Annotated in this window: 24 protein-coding genes; 11 read left to right on the top strand and 13 right to left on the bottom strand. The window is 69.7% G+C overall.

Going from position 1 to position 22,584, the window contains the following annotated elements; translation table 11 throughout:
* Nucleotides 1-39: 39 nt before the first annotated feature.
* The 3 genes from ACRSBM_RS05120 to rimP form a co-directional block, all read right to left on the bottom strand.
* Nucleotides 40-288: a YlxR family protein gene (locus ACRSBM_RS05120; RefSeq protein WP_434440201.1), complete on the bottom strand. Its 249-nt coding sequence runs from the start codon at nucleotides 286-288 to the stop codon at nucleotides 40-42.
* Between the two features lie 117 nt (nucleotides 289-405).
* On the bottom strand, nucleotides 406-1,419 hold the full coding sequence (gene nusA / locus ACRSBM_RS05115) for a transcription termination factor NusA (RefSeq protein ID WP_434440200.1): 1,014 nt from the start codon (nucleotides 1,417-1,419) through the stop codon (nucleotides 406-408).
* Nucleotides 1,416-1,940, bottom strand: a complete 525-nt coding sequence (rimP, locus tag ACRSBM_RS05110; protein WP_434440198.1) for a ribosome maturation factor RimP — start codon at nucleotides 1,938-1,940, stop codon at nucleotides 1,416-1,418. Before rimP ends, nusA begins: the two co-directional genes overlap by 4 nt.
* A 129-nt stretch (nucleotides 1,941-2,069) precedes the next feature.
* On the opposite strand from rimP, the gene ACRSBM_RS05105 reads away from it, so the two are divergent.
* Entirely contained in the window at nucleotides 2,070-2,513 is a 444-nt protein-coding gene (locus tag ACRSBM_RS05105; protein WP_434440196.1) for a hypothetical protein, read from the top strand.
* Nucleotides 2,510-2,935 (top strand): ferritin-like domain-containing protein, encoded by a 426-nt coding sequence (locus ACRSBM_RS05100; protein ID WP_434440195.1) that lies wholly within the window; start codon nucleotides 2,510-2,512, stop codon nucleotides 2,933-2,935. The genes ACRSBM_RS05105 and ACRSBM_RS05100 overlap by 4 nt, the downstream gene beginning before the upstream one ends.
* Nucleotides 2,936-2,949: 14 nt before the next feature.
* On the opposite strand, the gene ACRSBM_RS05095 is transcribed toward ACRSBM_RS05100, so the two are convergent.
* The 3 genes from ACRSBM_RS05095 to ACRSBM_RS05085 are packed head-to-tail and all read right to left on the bottom strand — an operon-like array spanning nucleotide 2,950 to nucleotide 5,141.
* On the bottom strand, nucleotides 2,950-3,675 hold the full coding sequence (locus tag ACRSBM_RS05095) for a hypothetical protein (RefSeq protein WP_434440194.1): 726 nt from the start codon (nucleotides 3,673-3,675) through the stop codon (nucleotides 2,950-2,952).
* Between the two features lie 55 nt (nucleotides 3,676-3,730).
* Nucleotides 3,731-4,684, bottom strand: coding sequence for an aminotransferase class V-fold PLP-dependent enzyme (locus tag ACRSBM_RS05090; RefSeq protein ID WP_434440193.1), 954 nt, complete (start codon nucleotides 4,682-4,684; stop codon nucleotides 3,731-3,733).
* Nucleotides 4,677-5,141 carry a DUF4442 domain-containing protein gene (locus ACRSBM_RS05085; protein WP_434440191.1) on the bottom strand — a complete coding sequence of 155 codons (465 nt, stop codon included), beginning with the start codon at nucleotides 5,139-5,141 and terminating at the stop codon, nucleotides 4,677-4,679. The genes ACRSBM_RS05090 and ACRSBM_RS05085 overlap by 8 nt, the downstream gene beginning before the upstream one ends.
* Before the next feature lie 102 nt (nucleotides 5,142-5,243).
* Here ACRSBM_RS05085 and ACRSBM_RS05080 point away from each other — a divergent pair, with 102 nt between their 5' ends.
* Together ACRSBM_RS05080 and ACRSBM_RS05075 are read left to right on the top strand one after the other, a co-directional pair.
* The gene (locus tag ACRSBM_RS05080; protein WP_434440190.1) at nucleotides 5,244-5,801 is read left to right on the top strand and encodes a sugar O-acetyltransferase; all 558 of its coding nucleotides are present in this window, start codon (nucleotides 5,244-5,246) and stop codon (nucleotides 5,799-5,801) included.
* Between the two features lie 4 nt (nucleotides 5,802-5,805).
* Nucleotides 5,806-6,213, top strand: a complete 408-nt coding sequence (locus ACRSBM_RS05075; protein WP_434440189.1) for a YjbQ family protein — start codon at nucleotides 5,806-5,808, stop codon at nucleotides 6,211-6,213.
* Here the strand turns inward: ACRSBM_RS05075 and ACRSBM_RS05070 are convergent.
* Nucleotides 6,109-7,068 (bottom strand): ABC transporter permease, encoded by a 960-nt coding sequence (locus tag ACRSBM_RS05070; RefSeq protein ID WP_434440187.1) that lies wholly within the window; start codon nucleotides 7,066-7,068, stop codon nucleotides 6,109-6,111. The two genes, ACRSBM_RS05075 and ACRSBM_RS05070, sit on opposite strands and share 105 nt — an antisense overlap.
* Nucleotides 7,069-7,186: 118 nt before the next feature.
* On the opposite strand from ACRSBM_RS05070, the gene ACRSBM_RS05065 reads away from it, so the two are divergent.
* Nucleotides 7,187-8,134: a hypothetical protein gene (locus ACRSBM_RS05065; RefSeq protein WP_434440186.1), complete on the top strand. Its 948-nt coding sequence runs from the start codon at nucleotides 7,187-7,189 to the stop codon at nucleotides 8,132-8,134.
* Nucleotides 8,135-8,388: 254 nt separating this feature from the next.
* On the opposite strand, the gene ACRSBM_RS05060 is transcribed toward ACRSBM_RS05065, so the two are convergent.
* Complete coding sequence (locus tag ACRSBM_RS05060) at nucleotides 8,389-10,134, bottom strand: proline--tRNA ligase (RefSeq protein ID WP_434440184.1); 1,746 nt, start codon at nucleotides 10,132-10,134, stop codon at nucleotides 8,389-8,391.
* A gap of 135 nt (nucleotides 10,135-10,269) precedes the next feature.
* Here ACRSBM_RS05060 and ACRSBM_RS05055 point away from each other — a divergent pair, with 135 nt between their 5' ends.
* On the top strand, nucleotides 10,270-10,629 hold the full coding sequence (locus ACRSBM_RS05055) for a VOC family protein (protein WP_434440182.1): 360 nt from the start codon (nucleotides 10,270-10,272) through the stop codon (nucleotides 10,627-10,629).
* 756 nt (nucleotides 10,630-11,385) lie between these two features.
* Here ACRSBM_RS05055 and ACRSBM_RS05050 read toward each other — a convergent pair.
* Nucleotides 11,386-12,342 (bottom strand): GNAT family N-acetyltransferase, encoded by a 957-nt coding sequence (locus ACRSBM_RS05050; RefSeq protein ID WP_434440181.1) that lies wholly within the window; start codon nucleotides 12,340-12,342, stop codon nucleotides 11,386-11,388.
* 86 nt (nucleotides 12,343-12,428) lie between these two features.
* On the opposite strand from ACRSBM_RS05050, the gene ACRSBM_RS05045 reads away from it, so the two are divergent.
* The 5 genes from ACRSBM_RS05045 to ACRSBM_RS05025 all read left to right on the top strand — a co-directional run bounded on the left by ACRSBM_RS05045 (nucleotide 12,429) and on the right by ACRSBM_RS05025 (nucleotide 18,227).
* Nucleotides 12,429-13,184: an SAM-dependent methyltransferase gene (locus ACRSBM_RS05045; RefSeq protein WP_434440180.1), complete on the top strand. Its 756-nt coding sequence runs from the start codon at nucleotides 12,429-12,431 to the stop codon at nucleotides 13,182-13,184.
* Nucleotides 13,185-13,492: 308 nt separating this feature from the next.
* Nucleotides 13,493-14,221: a peroxide stress protein YaaA gene (yaaA, locus tag ACRSBM_RS05040; protein WP_434440178.1), complete on the top strand. Its 729-nt coding sequence runs from the start codon at nucleotides 13,493-13,495 to the stop codon at nucleotides 14,219-14,221.
* Nucleotides 14,222-14,429: 208 nt separating this feature from the next.
* A complete protein-coding gene (locus ACRSBM_RS05035; RefSeq protein ID WP_434440176.1) occupies nucleotides 14,430-15,398 on the top strand; it encodes a serine protein kinase RIO in 969 nt (322 codons plus the stop codon).
* Between the two features lie 234 nt (nucleotides 15,399-15,632).
* Nucleotides 15,633-17,159: a DEAD/DEAH box helicase gene (locus tag ACRSBM_RS05030; protein WP_434440174.1), complete on the top strand. Its 1,527-nt coding sequence runs from the start codon at nucleotides 15,633-15,635 to the stop codon at nucleotides 17,157-17,159.
* Nucleotides 17,160-17,600: 441 nt separating this feature from the next.
* Nucleotides 17,601-18,227, top strand: coding sequence for a hypothetical protein (locus ACRSBM_RS05025; protein WP_434440172.1), 627 nt, complete (start codon nucleotides 17,601-17,603; stop codon nucleotides 18,225-18,227).
* Nucleotides 18,228-18,257: 30 nt separating this feature from the next.
* Here the strand turns inward: ACRSBM_RS05025 and cobA are convergent, their stop codons facing one another.
* The 4 genes from cobA to ACRSBM_RS05005 form a co-directional block, all read right to left on the bottom strand.
* Complete coding sequence (gene cobA / locus ACRSBM_RS05020; RefSeq protein ID WP_434440170.1) at nucleotides 18,258-19,466, bottom strand: uroporphyrinogen-III C-methyltransferase; 1,209 nt, start codon at nucleotides 19,464-19,466, stop codon at nucleotides 18,258-18,260.
* A 51-nt stretch (nucleotides 19,467-19,517) separates the two neighbouring features.
* Nucleotides 19,518-20,231 carry a PIG-L deacetylase family protein gene (locus ACRSBM_RS05015; protein ID WP_434440168.1) on the bottom strand — a complete coding sequence of 238 codons (714 nt, stop codon included), beginning with the start codon at nucleotides 20,229-20,231 and terminating at the stop codon, nucleotides 19,518-19,520.
* Nucleotides 20,232-20,275: 44 nt separating this feature from the next.
* A complete protein-coding gene (locus ACRSBM_RS05010; RefSeq protein ID WP_434440166.1) occupies nucleotides 20,276-21,052 on the bottom strand; it encodes a S1 family peptidase in 777 nt (258 codons plus the stop codon).
* Between the two features lie 123 nt (nucleotides 21,053-21,175).
* The gene (locus ACRSBM_RS05005; RefSeq protein WP_434440165.1) at nucleotides 21,176-22,546 is read right to left on the bottom strand and encodes a M36 family metallopeptidase; all 1,371 of its coding nucleotides are present in this window, start codon (nucleotides 22,544-22,546) and stop codon (nucleotides 21,176-21,178) included.
* Nucleotides 22,547-22,584: the final 38 nt, after the last annotated feature.

The raw sequence follows: 22,584 nt of genomic DNA, 5'->3' as shown, positions 1-22,584 counted from the left end.
TTAACGTCGCGCGTTCATGTCTTCAGCTTCACGGCTGACTCATGACGGGTCGACCTGCTTCCTTGTTTCCTGCTGACCGAGAGGCTGTCCCTCGATCGTTGTCCCGTGCTGCTCCAGGTGCTCGCGCAACAAAGCGACGTCGAGTGCCCCCTGGACCCGGAGGGCCCGCGAGAACGCCCGTCGCCGCTCGGCGTTGCGCAGACATTCGAGATCGAAATGCAACCAAGCACCCCGACCAGGAAGCCGCTTGCGGACGTCCGGAACCACCGAACCGTCCGCCGCGACCACACGCAGCAGCTCAGAGGGCAACGCCCGTGCGCGGCATCCGATACACGTACGAACAGGGCCGATGTGCTGGGAAGCCGCTCCCGACGTTGAACCGTTGATAATTCTATCCCCTGGAGCTCATTCAGCCGAACCGGATGTGACCGCACCGGCGGCCGGAGCCTCCGCGTCACTGCGGATGTCGATGCGCCAGCCCGTCAGACGGGCGGCCAGGCGGGCGTTCTGCCCCTCCTTGCCGATCGCCAGCGAGAGCTGGAAGTCCGGCACCACGACACGCGCCGTCTTGGCACGCTCGTCGAGCACCCGTACGGACACAACCTTCGCTGGTGACAAAGCATTCCCCACGAAAGTGGCCGGGTCGTCCGAGTGGTCGATGATGTCGATCTTCTCGCCACCGAGCTCGTGCATCACGTTGCGCACGCGGGCACCCATCGGGCCGATGCAGGCGCCCTTGGGGTTCACTCCGGCAACCGTTGATTTCACCGCGATCTTCGAACGGTGACCTGCCTCACGTGCCACCGCGGGGATCTCCACGGTGCCGTCCGCGATCTCCGGGACCTCGAGGGCGAACAGCCGCCGCACGAGGTTCGGGTGGGTGCGCGAGAGAGCGATCTGCGGCCCGCGCGCACCGCGGGACACGCTCACGACGTAGCACTTGATGCGCTCGCCGTGGTTGTACTGCTCGCCCGGCACCTGTTCGGCCGGCGGCAGCACGCCCTCGGTGTCACCCACCTGGACGACGACCATGCCGCGGGCGTTCGCGCGGGCGTCGCGCTGCACGACGCCCGCGATGATCTCGCCCTCCTTGGCGGCGAACTCACCGAACGTGCGCTCGTGCTCGGCGTCCCGCAGGCGCTGCAGGATGACCTGGCGCGCCGTGGTGGCCGCGATGCGGCCGAAGCCTTCGGGGGTGTCGTCCCACTCCTCCTGGATCGACCCGTCCGGCCCCAGGTCCTGCGCGAGCACGCGCACGACGCCGGTCTTGCGGTCGATCTCCACGCGTGAGTGCGTTGCGTGTCCTTCGGTGTGCTTGTAGGCGGTCAGCAGTGCTGACTCGATCGCCTCCAGGACCGTCTCGAAGGGGATGTCCTTTTCACGTTCGATCGCCCTCAGGGCGGCGATGTCGACGTTCACCTCGGCTCCTCCTCCGGTGCTTTCCGAGTGAGCCGAGCCAGTTCCTCGACCGGCGGCTGCTTGAACTCGATCTCCATGACCGCGCGTTCGATGTGGCGGTACTCCACGCGCCGCAGTTCGCCCTGGTGCAGCAGCTCGACCCCGGTCTCGTCGCACTCGCCGACCCGGCCGAACCACTCGGCCCGGTCCGGCTGCTTGATCTTCACGAGACGCAGGTGCGCGCGCTTCCAGTGGCGCGGGCGGGTCAGCGGGCGGTCGACACCCGGCGAGGTGACCTCGAGGGTGTACGGACCGTTGATCAGATGGTCGTGCGCGTCGAGTGCCGCGGAGACCACGCGGCTCGCCTCGGCGACCTCGTCGAGCCCGATGCCGTCCTCGCCGTCCACCACGACCTTGACCAGACGGCGGCGCCCAGCCTGATTCACGTCGAGCGCGTCGAGGTCGAAGCCGGCGGCTTCGAGAGCTTCCCGCACAACGGGTGCAAGCTGCGCGGAAAGCTCTCCGCGCGGCGGGCTGGACACGTGGTGTCTCCTTGTCGTTCGAACGCATGAAAACCCCGGCCGACGGTATTTCGGCGGCCGTGGACGACCAGACTATCTCGTTCGCCCGTCTCCCACCGCGCCGCACGCCTGCTGGCAAGATGGCTTGACGTGATCCCCGAATCGGTCAGCCGCCGTCGCGTGCTGTTCGCGGTGGCCGCCGCACCGCTCGCCGTTGCGTGCACCACAGAGCCGTCGTCGCCACCGCCCCCGGACCCGTTGTCCGCTCTCGCGGCGCAGGCGCGTGCGGACGTCAAGCTGGCCCAGACGCTGACGGCGGTGCCCGCGGCCGCGGAGATCGCCAAGGCCCGCGAGACGCACGCGACCTTGCTGCAGGCGGAGGTCGACCGCGAACGTCCGCCGCTGTCCTCGACGGCGCCGCCCGTGCCCACCACCCCGTCCACGCCGCCGGACCCGATGGCGGCGTTGCGGACCGCGCTCGACGAGGCCGTCCGCGACGCCTCGGCCGCCGTCGCCTCGCTGCCGTCCTACCGCGCCGGCCTCGTCGGTTCGGTGGCCGCCGGTTGTGCCTCGCTGCGGGAGGTGCTCGCGTGAACGTCGACGCCGTCCAGACCGCGCTCGGAACCGAGCACGCGGCGTTGTGGACCTACGGCCTGGTGTCGGCGTTCCTGGGCGACCAGGCCGCCGTCGCGGAGGGCGCGAACCTGCACCGGGCGCGCCGGGACACGACCGAGAGGTGGCTGCGCGACCACGGCGCGACGCCGAACCCGCCCGCCGCCGCCTACCTGCCGCCGGCGCCGGTGTCCGACGGGCCTTCCGCGCTCGCCGCGCTGGTCGCCGCCGAGCAGGACACCTGTGCCGCGTGGCGCGGGGTGCTGGAGCGGACCGACGACTCCACGCTGCGCACGTCGGCGCTGGACGCGCTCACCACGGCCGCCGTGCGGGCGACGCGCTGGCGCAAGGTCGCGGGCACGAGCCCGGCCTCGATCACGATGCCGGGCGTGGCGTCCGGCTGAGCTCCTCGCGGGCACTACGCGAACGAGGACGCCAGCCTGATCGCGTCCGCGGAGACCTTCTTCATGTCCTTGTTGTGCGCGAGCGCGTCGGAGCCCCTGACCGGCGAGTCGGACTCGACGATCACGACCTCCTTGTCGCGTTGCTCGGAGGCGTACCCGCCGTTGGCCAGCGTGGTCAGCGGCGGGACGCTGATGGCCTTGTCGAGGACCAGGTCCTTGACGTTGCCGGTGCCGTCCTTCTGGGTCAGCTCCCGCAGCTGCCGGGCCTCATCCGCCGACTTCATCTTCACCACGGACACCGACGAGTACACGGTGCGGCCGTCGGGCAGCTTGGCCGAGTAGAAGGCGCGCGTCAGCTGCAGGCACGGCGTGGTCTTGAAGAAGGCCTGCGTCTGGCCCGTGGCGTGGGCCGCGCAGTCGCTGTCCTTCACCGGTTCCGGCAGTTGCGGCACGGTGGAGAACTCGTACTCGCCCGCGGTCTTCTGCGGTTGCGCGACCGGCTGGTCCACCGGGTCCGACGGCTGCAACACCCACCACACGACCCCGGACACCACCGCGACACCGACGAGTGCCAGCGCCCTGCCCACCCACGTCATCCTGCGCGCGGGCGGGGGCGGCGGAGCGGGCACGTGCCCCTGACGGTTGTTCATGATCGACTGGAGCTTCATCAGCTCGTCGGCCGGGTACAGCGGCGCGGTGTCGGTAGGCCTCGGTGGGAAGCGAGGCAGGTTCTGGGTCACCTCTTCAGGTGACTGGCGTGGTTCCGACACAAGGACCCACGGTAACGGACGGCGGTCAGGCGAGCGCTTCGAGCACCCGATCAACGTCTTCGATCGTGTTGTAGAGGTGACACGCGAACCTCGTGCGACCTGCGCGAACAGAGGACACGACGCCCGAGACGGGCGGCACGCCGACTGAGACGATCGCCGAACCGCCGGGTTCGAGCCCCAGCCCGGTCAGGAGGTGATCCGTCAGATTCACGCAGTGCGCGCGCACGGCGTCGAGGTCGAGCGTGGCGATCCACGGAAGTGCTACCGCCGCACCGACGTGGGAGAACCACGTCGGCGAGAGGTCGAACCGCCGTGCGTCCGAACGGAGCACCAACTCGGTGCCGTAGTTCTCCCCTGTGCTGTACCAGTTCGCCGCCGACGGCCTGAGGAGCTCCATCCGGTCCGGCCGCACCGCCATCCAGGCCGCGCCGCGCGGCGCCATCAGCCACTTGTAGGCCACCCCGACGACGAAATCGGCCCACGCCAACGACAACGGCATCCACCCGGCGGCCTGCGAGACGTCCAGCAGCACCGGTTTGCCCGACGCCTTCAGCGCTTCGAGGTCCGCGATCCTGCCGTCGGCGGACTGGACCACGCTCACGGCGACGAGATCCGCCGAGTCCACTGTGGACACGATCTGGTGCCCCGCCGCGACGAACGGCAACGAGACACTGGTGAACTCGCCCGGTTCGACGAAGACCTTCGACCCGGCGGGCAACGCCTGCGCGACCAGCGAGGCGAACTGCGAGACCGTGGCGCCGCACGCGACCGACGTCGCGGGCACCCCGACCAGCCGGCCGAAGGCTTCGCGGGAGGTCTCGACGACTTCGTTGAACGTGGACGAGGTGTCCTGGCCGCGCCGCCAGCGTTCGTGGGAGGCGGCGACCGCGTCGGCGACATGCCGTGGCGGCACGCCGATGGACGCCGTGTTCAGGTAACCGGGTTCGACGTCGAAAACCGCACCGAAGGCCTCACGCATGCGCGAGCCGCTTGTCGCGCTTGCGCCGCGCATAGACCTGCTTCTTCACCCTCGCGATCACGGTCCCATCCTGCCCGACGACGTCCGTGTCGAACCAGATCAGGGCCTTCTCGCCGTCCCGGGTCCGCTCCAGCACCTGCTCGACGTGCTCGTCGGTCAGCCGGAACTCGGCGTGCACGGTGCCGCGACCGGGCGCGACGAACTCGATCTCACCGGCCCGGTCCCACACCACGTGCTCGCCCTTGAGCTGGTTGAACAGCAGCAGCACCCAGAACGGGTCGGTCATCGCGAACAGCGAGCCGCCGAAGTGGGTGCCGAAGAAGTTGCGGTTCCACGGACGCAGACGCATCCGCACGCGCGCATACCGGTAGTCCGGCGAGATCTCCTCGACGCGGATGCCGGCGAACAGGAACGGCGGCCACAGGTTCATCCCGAAGCGCAGGCGGCTTGCCTTCATAAAAAACAGTGTTACACAACCTGCCGCCAACTCCTTCGGCGAGGAATGTGACGTATCTCCTCCGCAGCCGCGCGCAGCTCGGAGTGGCGATACTGGGGCCTCATGGGAACCAACCGCGAGAAGATGATCAACGGCGAGCCCTACCTGCCGGCGGACCCCGAGCTGGAGGCGGACCGGCGGCGCGGCTTGCGGGAGATGGCCCGGTTCAACGCACACGACCCGGAAGACCCCGACGGGATGTACTCGATCCTCAAGGGCTTCGTCGCGGAGATCGGCGAGAACACGACGTTCATGCAGCGCCTGGAGATCGAGTACGGCTACAACACCCGCATCGGCGCGAACAGCTTCATGAACTACGACGGCATCATCCTCGACTGCGGCCCGGTCACCATCGGCGACCACGTGATGATGGGCCCGCGCGTGCAGCTGCTGACGGCGTTGCACCCGATCGAGGACCACGACGCGCGCATCGAGGGCTGGGAGACGACCGCGCCGATCGTCATCGGGGACAGGGTGTGGTTCGGCGGCGGCGTGATCGTGTGCCCCGGCGTCACCATCGGCCACAACACGGTGGTCGGCGCCGGCAGTGTCGTCACGCGCGATCTGCCTGCTCACGTGCTCGCGGTCGGCAGCCCGGCGCGGGTCGTTCGTAAGATCTGAAGTCATGCGCAGCGAGGAGATCCAGATCCGCACCGGTGCCGACGAGGTCGTCTACGACCTGACCCGCGAGTGCCAGCGTTTCCTCGACGGCGAGACCGGCGACGGCCTGCTGCACTTGTGGGTGCCGCACGCGACCGCGGGCGTCGCCATCATCGAGACCGGCGCGGGCAGCGACGACGACCTGCTGACCGCGCTGGAGCGCATCCTGCCCCGCGACGTGAAGTGGCGGCACCGGCACGGCACCCCCGGTCACGGCCGTGACCACGTGATGCCCGCCCTGGTGCCGCCTCACGCGACGATCCCGGTGCTAGGCGGTGTGCCGGCGCTCGGCACCTGGCAGTCCGTCTGCCTGGTCGACACCAACGTCGACAACCCCGTCCGGACGGTCCGGCTGAGCTTTCTTGCCGGCTAGCAGCAGCACGATCCCGACGAGCGCGATCCCGCCGAACACGTACCACTCGGTGGTGATCGACCCGTCGTACATGAGGCTGCGCAGGCCTTCGGTCGAGAACCGGAACGGCGTCCACGACCACAGCACCGCTTTGTAGGCCGGGGCGAGCAGCTCGGGCACCTGACCGGCGACGGCGGGCGCCATCAGGTAGAGCAGGCCGAGGACGCCCATCGCGCGGAGGCCGAGGTGCTTGAACAGTCCGGCCTGCAGCAGCGCGAACGACACGGCGACGGCGAGCAGGAAGGCGAGCGCCGTCGCGTTGAACGTGACGCCCCACCACGCCAGCAGTCCTGTCGTGGAGCCGGCGACCAGGACGGCGGCGGTGAGCGCTGACAGCCACCTCAGACTGCGCCCTTTCAGCACCACGAACAGCAGTCCGGCGACCATCCCGCCGACCCACAGCAACGCACTCACCGCGAGGGGCGCGGTGCGTTCGGCGGCGGTGACCGCCCGGGTCTCGATCGTGACCGGCAGCCCGGCGCCCTGCGCGACGCCGGTCAGCACCTGCTGCGCGACCTGCGTGCCGGACGGGTTGACCGCCGGGTTGAGCCGGATCGTCGCCTGACCGGGCGTGATCTCCAGGACCCCGTAGACCTCCTTGTCCGCCAACAGGATCCCTGCTTCGCCGGCGGACACGACTCTGATGTCGACCTCGGCCGAGTCGGCGGCTGTCACACGTTCCGCGATCGGCGGAGGCGCCACCACGGCGAGCGGAACGTCGTGCGGATGCGCGGTCGCCTGCACGCCGAACGTCAGCAATCCCAGCAAGAACGCCACCACCGCGCCTGCGACGGCGGTGACCAGCGCGGTGCGCATCATCGGCCTCCAAGTTCATCATGCGTTGAATTTAGCGCGCACGCTACGCCTCGGACGATCCGGAAGTCAACGAGCGATGAATTAAAGGACTGTCAGACCCACCAGGTACCGTTTGCCCGTGACTTACCCAGGTGGCGGCGGACAGGGCGGCTGGAACGACCAGCAAGGCTGGGGCCAGCAGCAGGGTGACTACCAAAGCGGTGGCTACTCCACCGGCGGCTACCCGCAGACCGGTGGTTTCCCGCAACAGGGCGGGTTCCCGCAGCAGGGCTACGGCGGGTACGGCGGCCTAGGCGTGTACGGCGGCTTCGACGACGAGCCGCCGAACAAGAGCAAGAAGACGCTCTGGCTGGTGCTCAGCGCGGTCGTGCTCGTGCTGCTCGCAGGCGGCGGCCTCACCTGGTTCCTGCTCTCGGACTCGGACGACGACAAGACCGCCCAGCCCGGCCCGTCCACCACGGCCGGCACCTCCGCGCAGCCGACCGACGCGACCTGCCCGAAGAACGACGGCCAGCAGTGCGTCGAGACGACGCTCGGCTACACCTACGAGGTCCCGAAGAACTGGGACGTCATCGCCGACGCCAGGATCCCGGTCGACAAGTTCGAGGGCATCTCCCTGTCCGGCGTCACCACCTACGGCGACTACACCTGCGAGGGCAAGTCGTTCACCAAGGGCACCAACGGCGGCACGCTGCTGCCCAAGGGCGACATCAACACCGTCGCCACCGACTTCACCAAGGCCCTGTCGGAGCAGTACTACTCGTCGGGCGGCGACCCCAAGGTGACGACCGCCCAGCCGAAGCCGGTGAAGATCCAGCACACGCAGAAGGACGGCAAGAAGGTCGTCATCGAAGGCGTGCAGGTCGACGCGACCGTCACCCAGTCCGGCAACAAGTGCCTGGCGAGCAGGGGCATGGTCAAGGTGGTCGTGCTCAACGGCACCAGCAAGTTGCACGTGCTGGCCGTCAACGGCGACCTGGAGGGCGGCGGAGGTGGCACCACGCCACCGCTGCTGAAGGAGGCCGACCTGCAGAAGATGGTCGACTCGCTGGTGCCGACCTCGTAGGTCGCCTGCGTCGCGCCGTTGGGACGCGGCACCGGCCACACAGGACTTCAGGATCCCGCACAGCTTCGGCTACAAGCACCTCGTTCAGCTTCACGTAAACCGTACCGCCGACATCCTGGTTCGCCTCCGCCAAACCGAAGGCGTGCGACCCGTCGGCCCGCTGAAGACCCTGCGGGGCACCAGCAACGGCACTCGCCCCTAGACACGAGAGCGCCCGGCCGGGAAATCCCGGCCGGGCGCTCTCGGCGTTCCGGTCAGCCGCGGACGACCTGGACCAGGTGGTCGACGGCCTCGGCCACCGGCACCTCGACGCGGTCGCCGGAGCGGCGGTCCTTGACCTCGACCGTGCCGTCCTTCAGGCCGCGGCCGATCACCAGGATCGTCGGGATGCCGACGAGCTCGGCGTCCGCGAACTTCACGCCGGGGCTCGCCTTGCGGTCGTCCAGCAGGACCTTGAGGCCCTTGGCGCTGAGCTGCTTCGCGAAGTCCTCGCCGGCGGCCAGCAGCGTCTCGTCCTTGCCGGCGACGACGACGTGGACGTCGGCGGGGGCGACGTTGCGGGGCCAGATCAGGCCGCGGTCGTCGTGCGACTGCTCCGCGATGACCGCGACGAGACGCGACACGCCGACGCCGTACGAGCCCATGGTGATGCGGACGGGCTTCGAGTCCGGGCCGAGGGCGTCGAGCGAGAAGGCGTCCGCGTACTTGCGGCCGAGCTGGAAGATGTGGCCGATCTCGATGCCGCGCGCGGCGACCAGCACGCCCTTGCCGTCAGGGGAGGCGTCGCCCTCGCGGACCTCGGCGACGTCGATGACGCCGTCGGGGGTGAAGTCGCGGCCCGCGACGAGGTCGATGACGTGGTGGTCGGCCTTGTCCGCGCCGGTGACCCACGCGGTGCCCTTGACGACGCGGGGGTCGGCGAGGAAGCGGATGCCGTTCGCCTGGATCGCGCCCGGGCCGATGTAACCCTTGACCAGGAACGAGTTCCTGGCGAAGTCGGCCTCGTCGACCATCGCGACCTCGGCGGGGCTGAGCGCCGCCTCGAGGCGCTTGAAGTCGACCTCGCGGTCACCAGGGACGGCGATCGCGAGCAGCGTCCAGTCCTTCTGACCCGGCTGCTGGGTCTTCACCAGGACGTTCTTCAGCGTGTCGGCAGCGGTGAACTTGCGGTCGGTGTTCGCGTTGAGGAAGTCCACCAACGTCTCGATGGTGGGCGTGTTCGGCGTGTGGTGGACCTGCGCCGCGGGCTTGTCGTCGATCGACTGCTCGGCGGGCACGGGGGTCGCCACGGCCTCGACGTTCGCCGCGTAGTCCGACTCGGTGCTGCGCACGAACGTGTCCTCACCCGTCTCGGCGACGGCGAGGAACTCCTCGGACGCGGAGCCGCCCATCGCACCGGACGTGGCGGAGACGATCACGTACTGCAGGCCCAGCCGGTCGAAGATGCGGATGTAGGCGTCGCGGTGGTTCAGGTACGACTGGCTCAGGCCCTCGTCGGTGAGGTCGAACGAGTACGAGTCCTTCATCAGGAACTCGCGGCCGCGCAGGATGCCCGCACGGGGACGCGCCTCGTCGCGGTACTTGGTCTGGATCTGGTAGAGCGTGACGGGGTAGTCCTTGTAGGAGCTGTACTCGCCCTTCACGGTGAGGGTGAACATCTCCTCGTGTGTGGGACCGAGGAGGTAGTCGGCGCCCTTGCGGTCCTTGAGGCGGAACAGGTTGGGCCCGTACTCCTCCCACCGGTTCGTCGCCTCGTAGGGCTCCTTGGGCAGCAGCGCGGGGAACTGGATCTCCTGCGCGCCGAAGGCGTCCATCTCCTCGCGGACGATGGCCTCGATGTTGCGCAGGACCTTGAGCCCGAGCGGCAGCCAGGAGTACCCGCCCGGCGCGACGCGGCGGACGTAGCCGGCACGCACCAGCAGCTTGTGGCTGGGCACTTCGGCGTCCGCCGGATCCTCGCGAAGGGTTCGCAGGAACAGCGACGACATCCTGGTGATCACGGTGGGTACTCCTCGTTCACGGACTGTTGGAGCAGCGTACTGGTTGGACGTTGCCCGAAATCGCGCGCGGTGCTTGGTCTGGGCCCTGACCTGCGCGAACCAAAATTGTCAGACCCCCTGAGTAGCGTCCGTCCCATGCCTCTGACGATCGCCATGATCACCATCGACACCTCGGACGCGCGCAAGCTCGCGGAGTTCTGGACGGCCGCGCTGAACACGACAATCCAGAACGACTGGGGCGAGTTCATCGTCCTCGCGCCGAACACCGAACACGGTCCCGCCGTCGGCATCCAGCAGGTGCCGGACGCCACGCCGGGCAAGAACCGCATCCATTTCGACTCACACGTGCCGGACCGCCGGGCCGAGGTCGAACGGCTCGTCTCGCTCGGCGCCACCGAGGTCGCGGTGCACAGCATCCCCGGCCTCGTCTGGTCGGTGCTGACAGACCCGGACGGCAACGAGTTCTGCGTCGGCCAGGCAGGCGAAGAACTCTAAAGCCCCACCGGCAGCCCGCAGTCGACCGCGGCTCGCCTCACCCGGCGCGCACCAAGGCCGCAGCGCACAACGTCCCCGGCCTGGCCTGGTCAGTACTGACAGCCCCGGACGGCAACGAGTTCTGCATCGGCCAAGCAGACGAAGAACTCTAAAGCCCCACCGGCAGCCCGCAGTCGACCGCGGCTCGTCCCACCCGGCGCGCACCAAGGCCGCAGCGCACAACGTCCCCGGCCTCGTCTGGTCGGTGCTGACAGACCCGGACGGCAACGAGTTCTGCATCGGCCAAGCAGACGAAGAGCCCTAAAGCCCCACCGGCAGCCCGCAGTCGACCGCGGCTCGTCCCACCCGGCGCGCACCAAGGCCGCAGCGCACAACGTCCCCGGCCTCGTCTGGTCGGTGCTGACAGACCCGGACGGCAACGAGTTCTGCATCGGCCAAGCAGACGAAGAGCCCTAAAGCCCCACCGGCAGCCCGCAGTCGACCGCGGCTCGTCCCACCCGGCGCGCACCAAGGCCGCAGCGCACAACGTCCCCGGCCTCGTCTGGTCGGTGCTGACAGACCCGGACGGCAACGAGTTCTGCATCGGCCAAGCAGACGAAGAGCCCTAAAGCCCCACCGGCAGCCCGCAGTCGACCGCGGCTCGTCCCACCCGGCGCGCACCAAGGCCGCAGCGCACAACGTCCCCGGCCTCGTCTGGTCGGTGCTGACAGACCCGGACGGCAACGAGTTCTGCATCGGCCAAGCAGACGAAGAGCCCTAAAGCCCCACCGGCAGCCCGTAGTCGATCCAGGTCCGCGCCACCTCGAACCCGGCGCGCTCGTACAAGCCGAGCGCACCGGTCGAGTTGGCCGAGTCCACGGACAACCCGGCACGGTCGTAGCCCTGCGCCTTCGCCTGAGCCAGCGTCCAGCTCAGCAAGGCCGAGGCCACACCACGTCCGCGGTGCTCGGCGAGCGTGCCGACGTCGCCGATCCACAGTTCGCGGACGCCGGTCATCTCCTGGACGACCGGGTAGTGCCGTCCGAGGACGAACCCGACCACGGCGCCTTCGTACAGCGCCAGAAAGGAGGTCTCCCCCACGAACCGCTTGCTGTTGGTGAACGACGCCGCCCATTCCGCAGGGCTGCGCTCGACCGAACCCCAGTGCCCGGCGAACGCCGTGTTGCACACCCGGCGGACCTCTTCGTCGCGAGACGCGGAGAACGGCACGATCTCGTAGGCGGACGGGATCGGCGCCTGGGCGAGTGACTCGCCCAGTGCCACCTCCAACTCGTAGAAGTGGCGGTCGGCGCTGAAGCCGAGTTTCTCGGCCAGTGCCACGTGCCCCCGGGACCGGCTCTCGACCATGGTGCATACGGTGAGCGCCATGGCCTCGTGCCGTGCGAGGTGCAAGTCGCGCGCCAACGTGACGAGGCGCGGCAACAGCTCGCGTCCGATGCCCTTGCGGCGGAACTCCGGGCGCACCACACCGTCGAGACGGACGCGGTGCGTGCCCACTGGGTTGTCGCGCGACACGACAAGCCCGTAGCCCGCAAGCTCATCGCCCGCGAGCACGGCCAACGACCCGGCGAGCAGATCGATCTCACCGAACGACTCCGCGAAGTCCTCTTCGGACAACAGCTCGCCGGTGTCGTCGACCGCCTCGGCCGCGTTGTAGAGCGCGGCCACCGCCGGGATGTCCGCCATCGTGAGCGGGCGCCACACAAGTTCCACGTCAAGGGAAGCTACGGGGAGGTGATGAGCCCAACAACCGAATAAGCCGTTGCCCTTCGCGAACGACCTGCGCCATCCTGCGTGCGATGACGCCACCGAAGATCGCGCCGCTGTACGAGGACGTCACGTTCCACGGACCGCTGTCCGAAGAACGAGCCGCCCGCCTGATCCGCTCACTGGAGCCGCTCGACGGCGCCCACGTGCTCGACTTGGGCTGTGGCTGGGCGGAGTTCCTGCTGCGAGTGCTGGCAGCCGCGCCCACCGCGACCGGCACCGGCGTGGACCGGAACGCCGTCGACATCGCCCGGGCCCAAGCCAACGCCGATGCCCGAGGCCTGTCCGACCGCGTCAGCCTGCAGGTGGCCGACGTGGCGCAATGGCACCCGGACAGACCAGCCGACGTGGTCGTCGTCAGTGGCGCCAGCCAGGTGTGGGGCGGAGACCCGTTGCACCACACCACGAACGCTCTGACAGCGGCGAAAGGCCTGCTCCGCCCCGGCGGCAGACTGCTGCTGGGCGAGAGCTTCTGGGAACGCGAGCCCACCGCGGACCAACTGGCCGCGATGCCGGTCCCCCGCGACCAGTACCGCTCGCTCGCCGGCCTGGTGGACCTGGCCCACGAGCACGGCTACCGCCTCCTCGCCGCAGAGCAGGCGAGCCTCGACGAGTGGGACGTCTTCGAGAACGGCCACGGCCTCGCCTGGGAACGCTGGCTGCGCGACAACCCGGACTCGGAGCACGCCGCCGAGATCAGGGCGAAGGCCGACACACAACGCACCTACCGCCTGCACGGATGGCGCGGCACGCTCGGCCTGGCCTACCTGACGTTGCAGGCGCCCTAGGGATCGGAGCCAACGCGCCGCCTGTGCGGGCGGCGCGTGTCCGCACCAAGCGCACGTGCTGGGCCGTAGCGCTTGTTGGCGGACTGGCGCGCGTGATGTTGCTGAGCGGGGCGCCGACCACGGCTCAAGCCGGCCGTGGACCCATCTCCCACCTACGTTCGCTGCGGCACGCACGCCCGGCGATCCGACGCCACAAGCGTTCCAGCGGCCACGCCCGCAAGCAATGCCGTCAGTCGAGTGCGTCCACACCGTCTGGAAGCACCGCGCTCTATCCAGCTGTTTCCGGGCTTTGCCCTACCCTTTCCACCGTGCTGGTGCTGCTTCCCCCGTCGGAAACCAAGGCGATCGGCGGCGAGGGTGCGCCGCTCGACCTCGACGCGCTGTCCTTCCCCGAGCTCAACCCCGTGCGCGACAAGCTGGTGTCCTCGCTGGCCGACCTCGCGAGGGACGTCCCGGCGAGTCTCAAGGCACTCGACCTCTCCGAGCGCCAGGTGGACGAGGTGCACCGCAACGCACAGCTGCGCACGTCGGAGACCACGCCCGCGCTCCTGCGCTACACCGGCGTCCTCTACGACAACCTCGACTTCCCGTCGCTCAAGAAGCCCGAGAAACAACGGGCCTGCGAACGGCTGGCGGTCGCATCGGCGCTGTTCGGGGCGATTCGCGGCGGTGACCCGGTGCCCGCGTACCGGTTGTCGGGCGGCAGCGCGCTCCCCTCGCACGGGAGCCTGCGCGCGGTGTGGAAGCCGGCGCTGGAGCCGGTTCTGCGGGACGCCGACGAGTTCGTCGTGGACCTGCGTTCCGGGGCGTACTCGAGCCTCGCGAAGATCCCGCACGCCGTCGTCGTCCGGGTGGTCACCAGCGAGGGCAAGGTCGTCAGCCACTTCAACAAGGCGCACAAGGGCCTGCTGGCCCGCGCCATCGCGAGGTCCAGCGCCGAGCCTGGCGATCTGAAAGGCCTGGTCAAGCTCGCGCAGAAGGCCGGGCTCAAGCTCGTTCCGACGGGCGGGAAGACCGCGGACCTGATCACCGATTAATTCGGTTGCGGCCGGTGGGGCCGCACGGCAGACTTCTGCCTCGAAGCGTGACACGGAGCTGGATCGAGGAGGTGCGTGATGTCAGAGCCTGTCTTTGGACGTGGCACCGCACTCGCGACCCGTCCAGCCGCCCTTCGCGCCTGATCAGCACCGTTTGATCGCAGAGCGCCAGTGGGGCGGTCACCTTCACCATCTGGGAGACCCCACCGTGCGCGAGCACGATCTTTACGAACGCTACGAGTCTGCTTTCAATGGCGCCGACGACACCATGCGGCGCAAGGGAAAGCGTACCAACCGCAACGCCGACGACGCGGGACCCACGCGTCGCGGCCGCATGACCGAAGAAGAGAAGCTCCGCGTTTCACGACTGCGCGAGGACCAGCTCAGCACGGCTGACACCCCCGAGAACGGCGATCGCTGGTCGACGTGGGGCGACGCCGAGCAGGGGCCCAAGCCGCACCCGGACTGGCTCATCACGGAACTGGCCGCGGTGGACCGCGAGCTGGGCATCCTGAAGACCGGCAAGGAGGCGGACGTCTTCCTGCTGGAACGCGCGATGGGCGACAGGGCGTGCGTGCTCGCCGCCAAGCGCTACCGCAGCAATGACCACCGCATGTTCCACCGCGACGCCGGGTACCTCGAAGGCCGTCGCATGAAGAAGTCCCGTGAGACACGGGCGATCGCGAACCGCACCGCGTTCGGGCGCAACCTGATCGCGGAGCAGTGGGCGGTCGCGGAGTTCGCCGCGCTCTCCAAGCTGTGGCAGATCGGCGCACCCGTGCCGTACCCGGTGCAGCGCAGTGGCACCGAACTGCTGCTGGAGTTCATCGGGGACGCCGAGGGCAACGCGGCACCGCGGCTCGCGCAGACCCGTCCCGACGAGGACGAACTGCTCGACCTGTGGCGCCAGCTGGTCTCCACGTTGATGACGTTCGCCGAGGCGGGCATCACACATGGCGACCTGTCCGCGTACAACCTGATGGTCCACGAGGGCAGGCTGGTCGTGATCGACCTGCCGCAGGTGGTCGACCTCGTCGCGAACCCCCGCGGCGTGGAGTTTCTCGACCGCGACGTCCGCAACATCTGCGGGTGGTTCGCCTCACGCGGCCTCCCGCATGAGATCGGCGACCCGTCCACGCTGGTGGCGACGTTGCTGGACGTGGCCGGTATGGCGTGACCCACCTTGCGCGTGCGGCCGTGTCCAACGACACTGCCGGGCGCGCAAGGCGTCACCATTGATCAGCTAGACTGTGCTGTACACCGATGAAGGCTTGACGGCCGTTGACCGGTGTTTCCACCCACTCATCAGCGGCGTGACCACCACGCCGGGCTCGTCCTTGTGATCGGCACCGCGGTAGCTCGCGGGGCAGCCTCGAGACGTGCCATGTCCCGGAGGTTTGTTTTGCCATCAATGTCCGAAGGCCGTTCCGAGCGCTCAACCAGCCGCAGGTCACCGCGGCGCCGCTCGGGTCGCCAGGGCAACTCCTCGCGTCCGCAGCAGCGGGTCGAGGAACCGATCGTCGCCGAGCCGTTCGAGAGCACGCTGCCGGAAGGCCCGCTGCCCTCGTTCGCCGAGCTCGGCCTGGCCGACGCGCTGATCCGCTCGCTCGTCGCCAACGAAATCACCGAGCCGTTCCCGATCCAGGCGGCCACCCTTCCCGACTCCATGGCAGGCCGTGACATCCTCGGCCGCGGCCAGACCGGCTCCGGCAAGACGCTGGCGTTCGGCCTCGCGATGCTGACCCGCCTCGCGAACGGCCGCTCCGTGCCGCACAAGCCGCGTGGCCTGATCCTCGTCCCGACCCGCGAGCTCGCGATGCAGGTGGAGACGGCGCTCATGCCGCACGCCCGCTCGCTGGGCCTGTGGTGCCGCGTCGTCGTCGGCGGCACGTCGTTCCCGCGCCAGATCGAACACCTGCGCCGCGGCGTCGACCTGCTGATCGCCACGCCGGGCCGCCTGTCCGACCACGTCCGCCAGGGCACGTGCGACCTCGGCTCCGTCGAGATCACCGCGCTGGACGAGGCCGACCAGATGGCCGACATGGGCTTCATGCCCCAGGTCCGGGCGATCCTCGACCTGACCCCGCAGGACGGCCAGCGGCTGCTGTTCTCCGCGACGCTCGACGGCGACGTGGACAAGCTGGTCCGCCAGTACCTGCACTCCCCGGTGACGCACTCGGTGGCCCCGGCCACCGCGAGCGTCACGACGATGGAGCACCACCTGCTGCTCGTGTCCGCTGAGGACAAGCAGAATGTGGTGAACGAGGTGGCCGCGCGCGAGGGCCGCACGATCATGTTCGTGCGCACCAAGCACCACGTGGACCGCCTGGCCAAGAAGCTGCGTTCGATGGGCGTCAACGCCGGCGCGCTGCACGGCGGCAAGGCGCAGAGCGCGCGCACCCGCGTGCTCGGCGAGTTCCGCGAGGGCACCACACCCGTCCTGATCGCGACGGACGTGGCCGCCCGAGGCATCCACGTCGACGACGTCTCGCTCGTCGTGCACGTCGACCCGCCGGCCGACCCGAAGGACTACCTGCACCGCGCCGGCCGCACGGCCCGCGCCGGTCAGTCCGGCACGGTCGTCACGCTGGTCACGCACGACCAGCGCCGCGCCGTCCAGGGCATGGCCGCCCGCGCCGGCATCCGTCCGGAGAGCACGAAGGTGCGCCCCGGCGACGACGACCTGGTCCGCATCACCGGCGCTCGCATCCCGAGCGGCGAGCCGATCGTGGAACGCGAGAAGCCGGCCCGTCGCAGCGGCAGCGGCGGCCGTCGCTTCGGCGCCCCGGCTGCCGGTGGCGCCCGCGGCGAATACCGCGGTGGCTCCGGTCGTCGCACCGAGAGCGGCGGCCCGCGCCGTTCGGAGCGTTCCGAGGGTGGCCGCACGTTCGGCCGGACCGAGCGCACCGGCCGCCCGCGCCGGGCACCGCAGCACTGATCTGATCAACGGCTGAGGCCGCCTCCCCGCTGCGGGGAGGCGGCCTTCGTCGTGTGCGGGGCGAGTTGTCCACAGATCGGTGAGCGGTGGGTTGACACGGCCGGATCGTCGTTATGTTTGGTGGAGGTGGGTGGTCAGCCCCCAGGGTGGGCGGGACCTGCGTGGCAGGGCCTGCGTGGCAGGGCCTGCGTGGCAGGGCCTGCGTGGCAGGGCCTGCGTGGCAGGGCCTGCGTGGCAGGGCCTGCGTGGCAGGGCCTGCGTGGCGGGGCCTGCGTGGCGGGGCCTGCGTGGCGGGGCCTGCGTGGCGGGGCCTGCGTGGCGGGGCCTGCGTGGCGGGGCCTGCGTGGCGGGGCCTGCGTGGCGGGGCCTGCGTGGCGGGGCCTGCGTGGCGGGGCCTGCGTGGCGGGGCCTGCGTGGCGGGGCCTGCGTGGCGGGGCCTGCGTGGCGGGGCCTGCGTGGCGGGGCCTGCGTGGCGGGGCCTGCGCGGCGGGGCCTGCGCGGCGGGGCCTGCGCGGCGGGGCCTGCGCGGCGGGACCTGCGCGGCGGGACCTGCGCGGCGGGGCCTGCGCGGCGGGACCTGCGCGGCGGGACCTGCGCGGCGGGACCTGCGCGGCGGGACCTGCGCGGCGGGACCTGCGCGGGTGGGCACCGCGGCATGGGGCGGAACTGGTACCTGCCGCGAACCTGTGCCTCGCGATGACGATGGCGACGCTGGTGTTGTTCGCGCAGCAGCGGCTCGGGCTGGCCGCCGCGGGGTTCGGGGTGCTGCTCGCGACGCTCGCGTGTGGTGGGATCGCGGGCGCGCTGCTGGCCGAACGGATTCTGGCCAGGACCCGTCACGCGTTCGCGGCGGTGAACTCGTTCTGCGCCGCAGTGTGGGGTGGCGACGTCGCCCCTCAGGCAGCGGGTCGTGCCGGCGGCGCTGCTCGGCCGCGTCAGCAGCGCGCAGACGCTGGTCACCTGAGGTGTTCAGCGGGTCGGCGCGCTGCTGGGTGGCTCACGGCTGACCACTTCGGACTGTTGGCGCCGTGGTACGCGGCCCTCGCGCTGCGCACCACCTCAGCCTGAAGCCGCTACGTGCTCACCTGGAGAGCTCGTCTAACCACTTACGGAAGCAATGTCGGCCACCGGACCCACGACGATGATCGCCGGCGGGCGGACCTCCCAGGTCTTCACGTCCGCGCCCAGCGAGTCCAAAGTGGACCGGAAGACGCGCTGGGATGCCGTGCTGCCCTCCTGGATCACGGCGACGGGAGTGGAGCCGGGGCGGCCCTCCATCAGCGCCGTGGCGAACGCACCGGCGCGTTCGACCGCCATCATCAGCACGACGGTGCCACGAAGGCGTGCGATGGACGGCCAGTCCACGAGAGAGCGCGGGTCGTCTGGAGCGACGTGGCCGGAGACGACGACTACCTCGTGCGCCACGCCTCGGTGCGTTACCGGCACGCCGGCCAGTGCGGGCACGCCGAACGCCGACGTCACGCCGGGCACCACGGTCACCGGGATGCCAGCCTCCGCGCACGCCAGCAGTTCCTCGAAGCCCCGCCCGAAGACGTACGGGTCGCCGCCCTTGAGCCGGACGACGAACTTGCCCTCCTTGGCGCGGTCGATCAGCGTCTGGTTGATGAACTCCTGCGTCGCCGCACGGCCGTAGGGGATCTTCGCCGCGTCCACGACCTCGACGTGTGCGGGCAGTTCCTCCAGCAGCTCACGGGGCGCCAGGCGGTCCGCGACCACCACGTCGGCGTGGGCCAGCAAGCGCTTGCCCTGCACGGTGATCAGCTCGGGGTCGCCGGGGCCGCCGCCGACCAGCGCCACGCCGGCGGGCGGGGCGGCCTGGTCCGCGATGCGGCCGTCGCGCAGCGCCGCGACGAGCCCGTCGCGTACGGAGGCCGACCGGCGGTGCTCGCCACCCGCGAGCACGCCGACGAGCATGCCGTCGTGCGTGCCGGTCGCCGGTGTCACGGCCGTGCCTTCGACGGCGATGTCCGCGCGCACGCAGAACACACGCCGCGATAGCGCCTCTTCGCCGATCTGTGCGTTCACCTCGATGTTCGACGTGCACGCCACCACGTACCACGCGCCCTCGACGTCACCGGCCTCATAACGCCGCTTGTGCCACGTCAGCTCCCCCGCGTCGACCATGCCCTGGACGGCAGGGGTGACGGACGGCGACACGAGATCGACGGCGGCGCCGGACGCGATCAGGCGAGGTAGACGGCGCTGCGCGACCGTACCTCCGCCGACCACGAGGACGCGCCGGCCCCGGAGGTCGAGGCCGGCCAGGTAGTGCTGTTCAAAGGGCATGCGTAGAAGCATCCACACGGGACACGCCGTGTCCAGCCGAAGGGAACATGGTCACAGCGGCAACAGCTCGAACGAGGTCGCGAGGACCCCTCCGAACCGCTGTCCCACGGTCTCTGCCATCGAACGGAGGAACGGCTCCGGATCGGCCATGTCACCGCTCAACGCCTCCAGGTACGCCTTGTGCGCACGCAACGACGCCACCGAAGCGTCGAACGAGTCAGTGATGTCCACGGCGTGTGTCGACAACGGTGAGGACGCCGCCGCCACGTACTTGACGCCGTTCCACGGCTCCAGGCCCAGGTCCCGGAAGAGCCACCGGTTGCCCGCGTCCCGGACCGCGTCGACGGCCGCGCGGCCGACAGCGATGTGGTCGGCCATGTTCAGTCCGCCGCCGGGCCAGGTCTCGCGGAAGTTGCCGGTGATCACGAACTCCGGCCGGTGCCGGCGGATTGCGGCCGCGATGTCACGCCGCAACGGGACGCCGTACTCGATGAGGCCGTCCGGGTGGTCCAGGAACTCGACGTCGGTCACGCCGACGGCCGCACAGGACGCGATCTGCTCCTCGACGCGCAACGGCGCGCAGGCCTCCGGTTCCATCGAGTCGATGCCGGCCTCGCCACGGCACGCGAGCAGGTACGCGATCTTCTTGCCTTGAGCGGTCCAACGGGCGATGGCGCCCGCACCGCCGTACTCCATGTCATCGGGGTGAGCGACGACGACCAGCGCGTTCGACCAGTCTTCCGGCATAGCTTCCAGATCAGCCATGCGGGCAGGATGCGCGCCGGAACGCGCACCCCGCAACAGACCGCTTAGAGCTGAGCAGTGATCACCGAGTTGTACGGCGCGATCCGCGCGTACACGCCGGGATAGCCCGCCGCCGCGCAGCCGCGTCCCCAGGACGTGGCACCGATGAGCTTGCCGCCGTACACCAGCGGGCCACCGGAGTCGCCCTGGCAGGTGTCGACGCCGCCCTGCGGGAAGCCCGCGCACACCATCGAGGTGTTGCTGTACTGCGAGTACGCGCTCTTGCAGGTCGAGTCCGAGGTCAGCGGCACGTTGGCCTTGAGCAGGTACCGCGAGGCCGAACCACCGGAGGACGTGGTGCCCCAGCCGAGGATCAGCGCGGAGTTGCCGGCCGCGTAGAGCGCGGTGTCGGCGGGGGTGGCGAGCGGCAGGGTGGCCGAGTTGATGTTGCGGTCCAGCGTCAGCACGGCCACGTCGTAACCGGCCGTCGCGGTGCGGTAGCTCGGGTGCACCCAGATGCGGGTGACGCTCGCGACCGTGCCCGCGGTGCTCTGCTTGTCGTCACGGCCGTGCACGACGCGCGTGCTGGAGGCCGAGCGGCCCTTGACGCAGTGCGCGGCGGTGACGACCTTGTTGGCCTTCACCAGCGTGCCACCGCAGAACTGGGAACCGGAGGTCGACGCCAGGTAGACGACCCACGGGTACGTCGACGTGCTGGCCCGTGTGCCACCGACGATCATCGGCGACACGTCGTCCGCGTTGGCCGGCGGGGCGATGAAGAAGATGCTCGCGAGCGCGGACACCACGACGGACACGATCAGGCGATGCAGGGTTTTCGCCATGTTGCAGTCCTTCCCGATGACACTGTGTGTGCAGGGTGTAGAACAACAGCACACACAGCGTCACGGCCGGAGATTCAGCGGCACAACCGCCAATGGTCGGGCTTGTCCGACTTCACTTTTGACTCAGGCGATTCCACGTGCCGTGAAAGCTGCCTGGACAGTGGCCGCGTCCTTGTCGCCGTAGAGCTTCTTGGTCGCCGCGACGACGGCCTTCGAAGCGGCGAGCATCGTGGTCGACGGCGAGTACGAGAACTGCGACTCCAGCACGATCTTCGCCGACTTGTCCCGGCCGAACTCCCGGAAGACGTCGAACAGGGCCCGCGACCAGATCTGGCCGTCGTGGTGCACGGAACCGTTGCGGTCGGCGTACTTCAGCTCGGTGTCGGTGCGGCGCAGGCAGTGCGGCGTCTCGGTCGTGTAGGCCGTGGCGTCCCAGTCCATGATGCACGCCAACGGAGTCGTCGCCGTGTCCTCGGCGTCACGGGAGGACATGATCAAGGCCCACCAGTCGCCGAAGCCCTCGCCGATCGAGCCTGCCTCCGTGCTGGAGCCGAAGCCGGGCACCTGGGCGTCCTGGATCGCGTGGCCGAGCTCGTGCCACACCACCTCGACGTCCTCGGCGTCGTCCACGCCGCCGGTGCCGAACGTGATCTTGTCCTTGTTCGGGTCGTAGAACGAGTTGTCCGCGGTCAGGCCGAGCGTGGTGATCTGCTGGGCCTCGTTGTTCACGTTGGTGAAGCCGAGGCTCTGGATGTACTTCTGCGCCTCCGTCACGCCCCAGTAGGCGTTGACCTGCTCGAAGTGGTCGTTGCCGCGCGTGTAGTCGAACTTGTTGCTCTTGTTGTACGCCAGCTTGCTCTTGGCGCCGGTCAGCTGCGCGTACGTGCCCCTGAGGTAGCCCGAACCGTCCAGATCGGACAGCGTGACCGACCGGTACGCGGCGGCGGGAACGGCCGAGTCGGCGTCGTCACCGTCGGCCAGGTTCTGGTTCTGCTGCGACACAACAGGATTCGGGCTGAACACCGTGCCGGTGCCGTCGGCGTGCTTGACCAGGCTCTCGGTCCGCACGACCGCACCGGTCTCCGCGTGCACCAGCGTGCGCTCGGATCCCTTGCCGTTGTCGGAGATCACCTCGTAGACGAGACCCGTACCGGGCAGCACCTTCAGGTTCACCCCTTCGGGCACACCCGCGGACTTGGCCTTGGCGCTTTCCGCGGTCACGGCCGGAGTGACGTCGACCGAGCCGACCACGAGACGGCCGTCGTCCACGGTCTTCGCACCGGTTTCCTTGTCGACGTGCTCGACGTAGTAGGCGCCCAGCACGGCTTTTCCGTCGAAGGTCTGCTCGTACCAGGTGTGCGTGGCGGTCAGAGAGTCGCGCACGGCCAGCAGGCGCAGGCCGTCCTTCAGGGCCGCCGCCTGGGCGGTGATCGTCAGCAGGGACAGTGCGACGCCGGCCGTGCAGGCGACAGCGACGAGACGACGGGCTCTCATGCCGGTCTCCAGTGCTTTCGGGCCCGTGGCAGGGGTGG

Source organism: Lentzea xerophila (genome assembly GCF_051094245.1).
GTDB lineage: Bacteria > Actinomycetota > Actinomycetes > Mycobacteriales > Pseudonocardiaceae > Lentzea > Lentzea xerophila.
The sequence above is the reverse complement of the archived record's forward strand: the minus strand, read 5'-3'. Positions and strand labels throughout refer to the sequence as shown.